Origin of the sequence: Trichlorobacter sp. (assembly GCF_030247655.1) — a bacterium.
GTDB lineage: Bacteria > Desulfobacterota > Desulfuromonadia > Geobacterales > Pseudopelobacteraceae > Trichlorobacter.
The window spans coordinates 1-10171 of sequence record NZ_JAOTRZ010000101.1 but is presented as its reverse complement, the minus strand read 5'-3'; the positions used below and the strand labels follow the sequence as shown (position 1 = coordinate 10171).

Here is a 10171-nt window from a genome sequence, read left to right as displayed (position 1 = left end):
AATTAGTTTCCATTTTACCACACAACTGAACAGTGTCATGATCGTGTTGCGGATTCATCTACAACTGATATAGTTGCCAGCACAGTCAGCCACCAGAACAAAGTGAGGTCAGTCATGTTCCCTGTTCGCCCTATTCTGATTATATTGACCGCTCTCTGCTTTACGGCACTGGCCTTTGGCAACGAACTACCGGAAAAATGTCGTCAAAAACCGGTAAATGGCCGCTGCAAGGCGATGATTGAAAAGTTTTACGTTGATCCGGACACAGGCGTCTGCAGACCCTATTTTTACGATGGGTGTGGGCCGGTGGTGCCCTTTAACAGTCTGGAGGAGTGCCAACAACAGTGTGAAAAGTTACAGCCGGTTCTAAAAAAGCGAGCATCCGGTCTCTATTATGATCCGGTGGAGGAGGACCCTCGTTATACTGAAATTTTCAGAAAGATCGATGAGGAGGTGAAGGCATCCCTTGCAGAGCATCCTCGCAAAGGTAGCATGGGGTTTGTACATATCATATGGGAAACGAAGAAGCAGATTTTGCAAAAGAAGTACGGCATTGCATGGCGAACACCGGCAGAACTGAATCCTCAGGTGATGTTTGACCAATGCCTGCAGATCAACCTGTTCAACCCTGAGGAAACCTCTCCCACCACCTGGCTCCAGTCACCAGCTTCCTGCTGTCTGAAAAGACGCATGGTCGGGTACCAGGGGCAATCACTCCGTTCCAGCCCCCAACGCCAATCCGGTGCAAACGGCAGCAACAGCCAGGTCGGTTTGCCCAAGGCACCGGCCAGATGGGCCACCGCCGTATCAATGGTTATCACCAGGTCAAGCTGTTCAAGCAGGGCAGCGGTGTCGGCAAAATCCTGTACCAGCATAGTCAGATCAAGCAAGGGAAACGGCTGCCGGAACTCTTTTTCAGCTATCTGCAGAGAAACCCAGGTTACGTTCGGCAGGGAAGCTAACGGAGCAAGAAAGCCAGGCGGGCAGCGTCGGCCCGGGTCAGGATAGGACTTGCCTGCCCAGCAAAGTCCTATCTTGTGGCCAGTACTCAACGGCATAACGCTCTGCCAGAACGGCACAACCCGCTCAGAGGCTGCAAGATAAGGAATTTTAGCGGGAATCGTCTCAAGGGTGCTGCCCAGCATGTACGGCAGTGAAAGCAGAGGCAGATGGCAATCAAAATCAGGTAGTGTCTGGTCAATGGGCAGCACGGTAATGCTGGAGCCAAGGCTCTGCATAAGGGCAACCAGCGGCTGGTGGCATTCAAACAACACCTGGGCGCCCCGCTGCACCAAGATCGGCAGGTAGCGGCAGAACTGCAGGGTATCGCCAAAACCCTGCTCTGCGTAGATCAGGATCGTCTTGCCGGAAAGGTTACCACCAGACCAGCGTGGCTGAGAAAACTCCCGTAGTGGCGAGGTAAAGCGGCGCTTTCTCCAGCGCCACTCGTACTCCCGAAATCCGGCAGTATAATTGCCCTGCAGCAGTAGTAACAGGGCATAGTTCCAATGGGCTTCAGCATGCTCAGGCGCAACCTTCAACACCTTTGCACATTCAACCAACGCCTGCTGGACCTCTCCCTGCATCTGCAAACAGGTGGCTAACGCCACCCGGCTGTCATGTAAAGAAGGTGCAAGCTGCAAGGCCTGTTGATAGCTTTTGGTTGCTTGATCGAAAAAACCAAGTTCAAGCAGGGTGTTGCCACGGTTGTTCCAAAGCAGCGCCAGAGTGGGCCAGCGTCCTACGGCGTCATCGTACAGGGCCAGGGCATCATCATACCGACCGGCCTCGTGCAATGCTGCGCCTTCACGCAGTATTCTTTCCAGCTCACCCATCACTATTCCTCTGGCTATTTCAGCTTTTTAATCTTCTCCAGGCTTTCTTCCAGTACCGCCTTCTTTGCGGTGACCTCAGCCAGCTTTGCCTTTTCCTTGGCAACAATATCCGCCGGAGCACGATCAACAAAGCTGGGGTTCTCGAGCTTTTTCGAGAACTGCTCGATCTCTTTATCAAGCTTGCCGATCTCTTTCAGCAGCCGTTTTTCCTCTTCAGCCACATCCACCAACCCTTTTAATGGCACAAAGACCTGGAACTTACCTGCCGGTTGCACAGAGGCATCCTCCGGCTTTGGCAGATTACGCCCAATGGTCAGCTGTCCCACGCGGGCCATGCTTTTAATCTTTGACTCAAACAGACAGGCCAGATCCTGTGCCTGCTGGGAATCGGTGGAAAGGATGACCGTTATTTCACGGGATGGGGGAACCTCCATCTCACCACGGATGGTACGAATGGCTGAGATAACCTCCATCACCTGCTCCATCCGGCTGGCGGCATCTTCAAACTGCCAGTCTTCACGATGCTGCGGATACGGTGCCAGCATGATCGAAGGCTGCCAGTCGCCACCAGATCCACGCAGGCTGCAACGGTCACCCTTGGGCAGGGTCTGCCAGATCTCTTCTGTGATAAACGGCATAATCGGGTGCAGCAACCGCAGCAGATGCTCCAACACGGTCCAGAGCACATACTGGGTGGTGCGACGGCGTATCGGGTCATCACCGTACAGCTCCTGCTTGGACAGTTCCAGATACCAGTCACAGAACTCACTCCAGGTAAACTGGTACAATGTCATGGCCGCTTCGTTGAAGCGGTATTCCTCAAGTGCCTGGTTGGTTGCGCGGGCGGTTTCGTTCAGACGATGCAAAATCCACTCATCCGACTCACTCAGACGCAGGTCCTCAAAGACCAGCGCATCAGGTGCAAACCCTTCCAGGTTCATCATGGTAAAACGGGCCGCGTTCCAGACCTTGTTGCAGAAATTACGGTAGCCAGAAATCCGCTCTTCAGCCAGCTTGATGTCGCGGCCCTGGGCAGCAAAGGCGGCCAGGGTAAATCGGAAGGCATCCGTGCCATACTGGTCAATCACCGTCAGCGGGTCGATCACATTGCCCTTGGATTTTGACATCTTCTGGCCATGGGCATCCCGCACCAGGGCATGGATATAGACATCCTTAAACGGCACCTCATCCATAAAATGCAGCCCCATCATCATCATCCGGGCCACCCAGAAGAAGAGGATATCGAAACCGGTCACCAAGGTAGCGGTGGGGTAGAACTGTTTTAGCTCAGGTGTTTTATCCGGCCAGCCCATGGTGGAAAACGGCCAGAGGGCTGATGAGAACCAGGTATCCAACACATCGGTTTCCTGACGTATCTCGTCACTTCCACACTGGATGCAGGCAGTTGGATCATCCATGGACACGGTGATATGACCGCAATGGTCACAGAACCAGGCCGGAATACGGTGGCCCCACCAGATCTGACGGGAGATACACCAGTCACGGATATTCTCCATCCAGTCGTAATAGGTATTTTCCCACTGCTTGGGCAGAATCCGGGTACGACCATCCTTGACCGCAGCAAGGGCCTTTTCTGCCAGTGGACCAACCTTGACATACCATTGCAAGGACAGGTACGGCTCCACCACGGTCTTGCAGCGATAGCAGCCCCCCACTGACAGGCCATGGTCGTCAATCTTTTCCAGCAGTCCGGCAGACTCCAGATCCTCTACAATTTTTGTACGGGCAGCAAAACGATCCAGCCCTTCATACTGATGTCCGGCAGCATTGATGATGCCTGATTCATCAAAGACATTGATCTTGTCCAGACCGTGACGTGCCCCCACCTCAAAGTCGTTGAAGTCGTGGGCCGGGGTGATCTTGACCACACCAGTACCGAACTCGCGGTCCACGTAGTCATCCGCAACCACCGGAATCTCGCGGTTTACCAGTGGCAGCAGCACCTTGGCACCGTGCAGATCCGCGTAACGCTCATCCTCAGGATGGACCGCCACCGCGGTGTCACCCAGCATGGTCTCAGGCCGGGTGGTGGCGACGGTGACAAAACGGCCCGGCTGCCCCACCACCGGGTAGCGGATATGCCAGAGGTGCCCCTTCTTCTCTTCATGCTCAACCTCAATATCAGACAGAGCGGTGTGACAACGGGGACACCAGTTGATCAGTCGATTATCGCGGTAGATCAGGCCATCCTGATACAGCTTGACAAACACGGTGCGGACCGCCTTGGACAGGCCAGCATCCATGGTAAAACGTTCACGATCCCAGTCACAGGAGGCCCCCAACCGCTTCAGCTGCCCGATGATCTGACCGCCGGATTCAGCCTTCCACTGCCAGACCCGCTCAATAAACGCCTCACGGCCCAGATCATGGCGATCCTTGCCTTCTGCAGCCAGCTGACGTTCCACTACGTTCTGAGTGGCGATACCGGCGTGGTCGGTGCCGGGCATCCAGAGTACACTGTGACCGGTCATCCGCTTCCAGCGGCAGAGAATATCCTGCAGAGTATTATTGAGGGCATGCCCCATATGCAGGGCGCCGGTAACATTTGGGGGGGGGATAACGATACTGTAGGGCGCACGCGGAGAGGCTTCATCAGCATGAAAGTAGCCTTTGCCAAGCCATTCATCGTACCATTTTTTCTCTACATCATGGGGTTCATACCCCTTTGCCAGTTCTTTGTTGGACATTACGTGGTAACCCTGCCTTTACATATTTTTGCGTGAATATAGTTATATACCCTGTGATAGTAGCATGGTCAAGGTTCTGCTCAAGCAAGGCCTGCCACGCAGTCCTCATTAAAATCGACATTGACCAACTAATATGCAAATTGTTATCTTGACTAATAAGATGCGAATCAAAACCATGGGCACCAACTAAAACAGTAGTGAAAGGATTCCACCATGCAACATCAATCCATGCGCAACCTGTTGGCCGGTCTCGGTATCACCACCCTCATTGCTGGCATGGCATCTGTTTCAGCTGCTGAAACGACGCCAGCTGCACCGACTGAAAACGGAAAACCTGCCTCAGAGTCAGGCCCTACCGGATGCGGCGGCATGAAGAAGTGCCCCAAGTGTGCCAAACATGAAAACGATGGTGCCAGTGGCTGCGGAGGAGCCATGAAAAAACCGCAATCAGAGCAACCAGCACCGGCAAAAGGTGCCAGCGGGTGCGGTGGAGCATCCGGCTGCGGTGGCGCAGCAAAACCTGACACGCCTCCCAAGCAATAAATCGAGTAATACGATTTGACAACCGAAATACTATTGCTAAAATCACTTGCAGGCGGTGTATTCACCGCCAAAAATCCACGCAGGAGGTTTGCTATGGAGAAGGACCGGTTGAAGTCTATCCTGGCAGGAATGGGCATCGCCAGCCTCGTTGCAGGCATGGCGGTTGTTCCGCTCAACGCCCAGGGCGCGAGTGGTTGAGGCGGCAAAGAGGGTGCCGGGAGCACCCCGCAAAAGGAAGCCGGAAAAAGTGGCTGAGGCGGTAAGAGCGGCGCCGGGAGCGCCGAGACACCAAAAGACAAAGATGCTACACAGCCCACGGATGACAAGAAACCTGCAGAGAGCAAGCCTGCAGAAAAACCGGCGCCAAAGCCGGGCGGAAGTGGCTGAGGTTCAAGTGGTTGAGGCGGCTCAACCGGCGCCGGGAGCGCCAAATAGAAAAACACTATAGCAGCATGACCGGGCGGCAGGGTATACTCATCTCTGTCGCCCGTTGTTTAGAGCAACCACCTATTTTATCAGGAGGCCCGCCATTTTCCCCACGACTCGAAAACTGCTGGGACAGGATGCCTGGAATCGTCTGATCGGCATAACCTTGCATGAGCTTGATCCTGAAACCGTGCCTGTCCAGCTTGAAAAGGTAGCCGGCCTGACCCACCCGGAATGGCTGCCGGATCTGGCCCGGCTGGAACTGGGCTGTCACCGGGCCATGAACATTCCACTGCCGCAGCCCGAAGAGCTGCAGGCTCTGACCATCAACCCCTCACTGCAACTACTGCCGGTTCCCTGGACACATCTGCTGACCCTGCTGACCTTTGCCAAAAAACAGGATATGGAGCGGATTGAAGCAGGTGAAGAGCTGGTGCTGATCTGGTCTGACCCGACAAACAAGAACCTTCGCTTTGAAACGGCTCTGCCAGACCACCTGCTTGCACTGAAGATGGTAAGCGAAGGGATTACCCCGGAAGAGGCGGCACAACAGGCAAACCAGCCGATTGCGCTGTTCGACGCCGTATTGTGGGACGCTGTCCGCAAAGGGGTTTTGCTGGCACCGGCATCACGTCTGCGCCGTACGCCTGCTATCGTATCACAGGCCAATGACAAACGTTTCATTGCTGCGGAGGTGTTTACCCTGCAGTGGCATCTAACCCAAAGTTGCGATCTATCCTGCAAGCATTGCTATGACCGTAGCCAGCGGGCCGCATTCCCCCTTGACCGCGTCGGCTCATTGATGCAGGAACTGCGCGATTTCTGCTGGAGCCGCTTTGTGCGGCCCCAGGTTTCATTCAGCGGCGGTAATCCACTGCTCCATCCGGATTTTTTCCAGATCTATCAAGCGGCGGCTGACCATGGCCTGATGACCGCCATCCTCGGTAACGCCACCGAACGCGGCAACATCGAAAGGATTATGGCGATCCAGCGTCCGGTCTACTATCAGGTCAGTCTTGAAGGGCTTGAAGAACACAATGATAGCATCAGGGGGGAAGGCAACTTCAAACGGACGATTGCATTTCTTGAAATGCTGACCGAGTTGGGGGTACCGAACATGGTTATGCTAACCCTGACCAGGGACAATCTTGATCAGGTGATCCCGTTGGCGGAAATGCTGGAAGGCATTACCGGCGGACTGACCTTCAACCGACTGGCACTGTTTGGCGAAGGGGCACGGTTGGCTCTGCCCACCCGTGAGGAATACAAGGCATTTCTTGAACAGTATGTGGCAGCCATGCCGACCCATCCGGTGCTGGCGTTGAAAGACAGCCTGCTCAACGTTATCTACGATGATCAGGATAAACCGTTATTCGGCGGCTGTGCCGGATTCGGCTGCGGTGCCGCCTTTAACTTTGTTGCCATCCTGTCCGATGGTGAGGTGCATGCCTGCCGCAAATTTCCCTCTCCCATCGGCAACATTCTGAACCAGAGCCTGGAAGATGTCTATAACTCGGAAACGGCTGCGCGCTACCGGGATGGTTCAACCGCCTGCAACGGCTGCAAACTACGCGCGGTCTGCGGTGGCTGCCTGGCCGTAACCGCCAGCTTTGGCCATGACCCGTTGACCAGCAAAGACCCTTACTGCTTCAGGACAAAGTGATCCACCACCCAGGCGGCAAAGGGAAAACTGCAGGTAAAGGCTGGTGAAACCGCATTCAGCAGGTGTACACTGCGGCTATCACCCTCCACGACAAAGTCCTGCACCAATTCTTTGGTGGTGGTATTCAAAAGTTGGGCTCTGATACCCGGCTTGCTCCACTGGTTGAAACCGGCGGTATTGATCTGCTTCACCATCTTGACCGCCAGACCAGTAAAGTAGCTGCGATCATATTTTTTCAGTTCCGACAGAGCAAGAGAGCGGAAACCGAAGTTATCCCCCAGAAACAGGCGTGATTCCCAGCCGATGATCTCAAACAGCTCACCAAGGCTGAAGTTTTCCAGCCCGACATAGTTCTGACGCCAGAAAGCCGGTATGGCGGTGGGGCCGATCTTGATCGTACCATCCACGGTCACCGTATAATGGACCCCCAAAAACGGATTTTTCAGATTAGGCACGGGATAAATATTAGTACGAATCGGCTTGTCCGTACCGGTATACTTCAGGTAGATCCCCTTAAACGGGATAATGGTGTAGTTCTGTGAAAAGCCGTAATCACGGGCAACCGTGTCGGCATACAGACCAGCCGCGTTAATGACCAGACCTGCCTCCAGCACCATGCCGCCGGTGGTCACAATGGCTGCATCTCCCTGGCGCCTCAAATACCCATGACCAAACAGGAAACGGACACCAAGCGCTTCAAGATCCTCTTTCAGGGCATGGCAGACCAGGGACGGATCAACCGTGGCGGTAGTGGGAGAATAGAGCGCGATCCCGGTGGTCTTTGCGTTAGGATCAATCTCATCCAGTTCCTGCTCATCAATGATCCGCACATCCACGCCGTTCTTCTCACCACGACGCTGCAACTCCTGCACCCCTTCAATCTCGCTCTCATCCGATGCCACCACCACCTTGTGACACTGATTGATGGCCAGACCACGGCCAATGACATAATCGGTCATCATCCGGTTACCGTCACGGGTAAAACGGGCCTTCAACGAATCAGCCGAATAGTAGAACCCCGCATGCAGCACCCCGCTGTTACGCCCACTGCCGTGAAAGGCCACATCCGCTTCCTTGTCAATCACCAGAATATCGGCGGTCGGAAAGCGGTTCTTCAGTTCACGGGCCAGGGCCAGACCGATGATCCCGGCCCCGACAATCAGGTAGTCGCAACGCGGCTGGCTGTTCATAGCTGCACCGGATGCTGCTTGGAAAGTTTAATAAAGTTATCCAGCAGCTCCATGCCGCCTTCGGTCAGGATCGATTCCGGGTGGAACTGCACCCCCCAGACCGGCAGCTCACGGTGACGCAGACCCATGATCTCGCCATTATCCACCCAGGCGGTCACCTCAAGGCAGTCCGGCAGACTGGCACGCTCCACCACCAGTGAATGATAACGGGTGGCATTAAACGGATTGGGTAAACCTGCAAACAGTTCACGGCCGTCGTGATGGATCGGCGACGTCTTGCCGTGCATCAACGAGACACTGCGCACCACCTTGCCGCCAAAGGCCGCCCCAATTGATTGATGTCCCAGACAGACCCCCAGCAGCGGGATTTTTCCAGCATACTCCTTGATGGCTGCCACCGAGATACCGGCCTCTTCAGGAGAGCAGGGGCCGGGTGACACCACAATCCGGTCAGGCCGCAGGGCAGCGATATCCGCAACGTTGATTTCATCGTTGCGCACCACCTTCACCTCTTCCCCCAACTGGGCCAGGTACTGGACAATATTGAAGGTAAACGAGTCATAATTATCAATCATCAAAAGCATGGCAGACCTCTTAACTGGGATGAAGGAGTCATTATCCGTATATTGAACATCAGGTCAAGCCTTTCATCCAGCCCCTCCAACGTAAAATCCCCTGACAGCACGTCAGGGGATCTGCATTAGGCTCTATCTGTTTTTCAAAAGCGTCTTATTTAATCACCAGCATATTCAATGATTTTCAATGGCAACGGAACAGATATTTGCTGACACCAACAAAAACAGACCGCTTCTCTGTCCCTCAAGAACTCAAAACGGCTGCCAGTCCAACAGGACCGACAGCCGTTATCAAACAGGAAAACCTGCAAGTAGTTATTTGAAAGTAGTTATTTGATAATAATCTGCTCCAACAGCAAACTGCCGCTGCTGATGATTAACGGTGTGCCTTCCAGGGTGGTGTAGCCACTGCGGCCACCGAAACCGGCAACATAGCCACCTTGCAGCGTCAATGGCTTATTGATACTGCGGCTAAAGCTCAGCACATCCTCAATCAGTTTTATAACTGCACCACCATTGGCGCCGTCATAGGCATCATCAAAACTGCCGTAATTGCTAGAGCCGACCCGCGCTTTAGGGGCCGTAAAAAATGAAACCGAAATGGTCTTGGTCGCATCAGCAGTTGCCGTGCATACCGTTTCCATTGTTGGACTGCATCCCAGCCAATGATCAAGCAACGAAAGTCTGTCAGGCATTGCCGTTAACTGGACACTGCTGTTCTGCGCAAATGAAGCGCTACATCCTGCAGCTGCCCCGGTAGTACAGGAAATTCCAGCGGGATCGCTGTTGACGCTTCCGTTTCCGCCAATAGAAACGGTCAGGGTAGCCATCGGTTGCAGGGGCGTCACGCTATTTGAGGCGATTGATGCCGGGCCACTGCCTGCCGCATTGGTTGCCTTCACGGTAAAGGTATAGATGGTGCCGTTGGTCAGTCCGGTAACGGTTATGGGGCTGACAGCTCCACTTGCAGTTATGTTTCCGGGAGCTGAAGTCACCGTATAGGCAGTAATGGCATTACCACCATCATTTGCAGGAGCTGTAAAAGAAACAGTGGCTTGGCCGTTACCGGCAGTTGCCGTACCGATGGTCGGCGCACCGGGCACCAGAACCGGGGCAAAACGTTGGATACGGTTGTTGTATATGTCAGCAACATAGACCTTACCGCTACTGTCAACCGCAATACCCCCTGAAAAAGAAAACTGGCCGTTACCGTCTCCTTTACTGCCCCAAC

At 54.2% G+C, this 10171-nt stretch carries 8 protein-coding genes and 1 pseudogene; 4 read left to right on the top strand and 5 right to left on the bottom strand.

Annotation, left to right across the window (positions count from 1 at the left end; all coding sequences use genetic code 11):
- Positions 1-114 precede the first annotated feature (114 nt).
- Positions 115-339: pseudogene (locus tag OEL57_RS10000) on the top strand (BPTI/Kunitz-type proteinase inhibitor domain-containing protein); the annotation flags it as partial.
- Positions 340-584: 245 nt separating this feature from the next.
- Here the strand turns inward: OEL57_RS10000 and OEL57_RS09995 are convergent.
- Together OEL57_RS09995 and OEL57_RS09990 are read right to left on the bottom strand one after the other, a co-directional pair.
- A complete protein-coding gene (locus tag OEL57_RS09995) occupies positions 585-1835 on the bottom strand; it encodes a tetratricopeptide repeat-containing glycosyltransferase family protein (RefSeq protein WP_300740196.1) in 1251 nt (416 codons plus the stop codon).
- Positions 1836-1849: 14 nt separating this feature from the next.
- Positions 1850-4543, bottom strand: coding sequence for a valine--tRNA ligase (locus tag OEL57_RS09990; protein ID WP_300740193.1), 2694 nt, complete (start codon positions 4541-4543; stop codon positions 1850-1852).
- Between the two features lie 213 nt (positions 4544-4756).
- On the opposite strand from OEL57_RS09990, the gene OEL57_RS09985 reads away from it, so the two are divergent.
- From OEL57_RS09985 to sbtM, 3 genes are all read left to right on the top strand, one after another.
- Positions 4757-5086 (top strand): hypothetical protein, encoded by a 330-nt coding sequence (locus OEL57_RS09985; RefSeq protein WP_300740191.1) that lies wholly within the window; start codon positions 4757-4759, stop codon positions 5084-5086.
- 93 nt (positions 5087-5179) lie between these two features.
- Complete coding sequence (gene sbtA, locus OEL57_RS09980) at positions 5180-5473, top strand: SbtA family thio(seleno)oxazole RiPP natural product precursor (RefSeq protein WP_300740189.1); 294 nt, start codon at positions 5180-5182, stop codon at positions 5471-5473.
- 103 nt (positions 5474-5576) lie between these two features.
- Complete coding sequence (gene sbtM / locus OEL57_RS09975; protein WP_300740187.1) at positions 5577-7175, top strand: thio(seleno)oxazole modification radical SAM maturase SbtM; 1599 nt, start codon at positions 5577-5579, stop codon at positions 7173-7175.
- Here the strand turns inward: sbtM and lhgO are convergent.
- From lhgO to OEL57_RS09960, 3 genes are all read right to left on the bottom strand, one after another.
- A complete protein-coding gene (gene lhgO / locus OEL57_RS09970; RefSeq protein WP_300740185.1) occupies positions 7154-8365 on the bottom strand; it encodes an L-2-hydroxyglutarate oxidase in 1212 nt (403 codons plus the stop codon). The two genes, sbtM and lhgO, sit on opposite strands and share 22 nt — an antisense overlap.
- Positions 8362-8949, bottom strand: a complete 588-nt coding sequence (locus tag OEL57_RS09965) for an anthranilate synthase component II (RefSeq protein ID WP_300740182.1) — start codon at positions 8947-8949, stop codon at positions 8362-8364. The genes lhgO and OEL57_RS09965 overlap by 4 nt, the downstream gene beginning before the upstream one ends.
- 320 nt (positions 8950-9269) lie before the next feature.
- Positions 9270-10171: fibronectin type III domain-containing protein (locus tag OEL57_RS09960; protein ID WP_300740179.1), on the bottom strand; the 902-nt coding region annotated here is incomplete at its 5' end.

Excerpts from the sequence above, each read along its gene's own strand:
- OEL57_RS09995 (WP_300740196.1), bottom strand. The coding sequence starts at position 1,835 with ATGGGTGAGCTGGAAAGAATACTGCGTGAAGGCGCAGCATTGCACGAG.
- OEL57_RS09990 (WP_300740193.1), bottom strand. The coding sequence starts at position 4,543 with ATGTCCAACAAAGAACTGGCAAAGGGGTATGAACCCCATGATGTAGAG.
- OEL57_RS09985 (WP_300740191.1), top strand. The coding sequence starts at position 4,757 with ATGCAACATCAATCCATGCGCAACCTGTTGGCCGGTCTCGGTATCACC.
- lhgO (WP_300740185.1), bottom strand. The coding sequence starts at position 8,365 with ATGAACAGCCAGCCGCGTTGCGACTACCTGATTGTCGGGGCCGGGATC.
- OEL57_RS09965 (WP_300740182.1), bottom strand. The coding sequence starts at position 8,949 with ATGCTTTTGATGATTGATAATTATGACTCGTTTACCTTCAATATTGTC.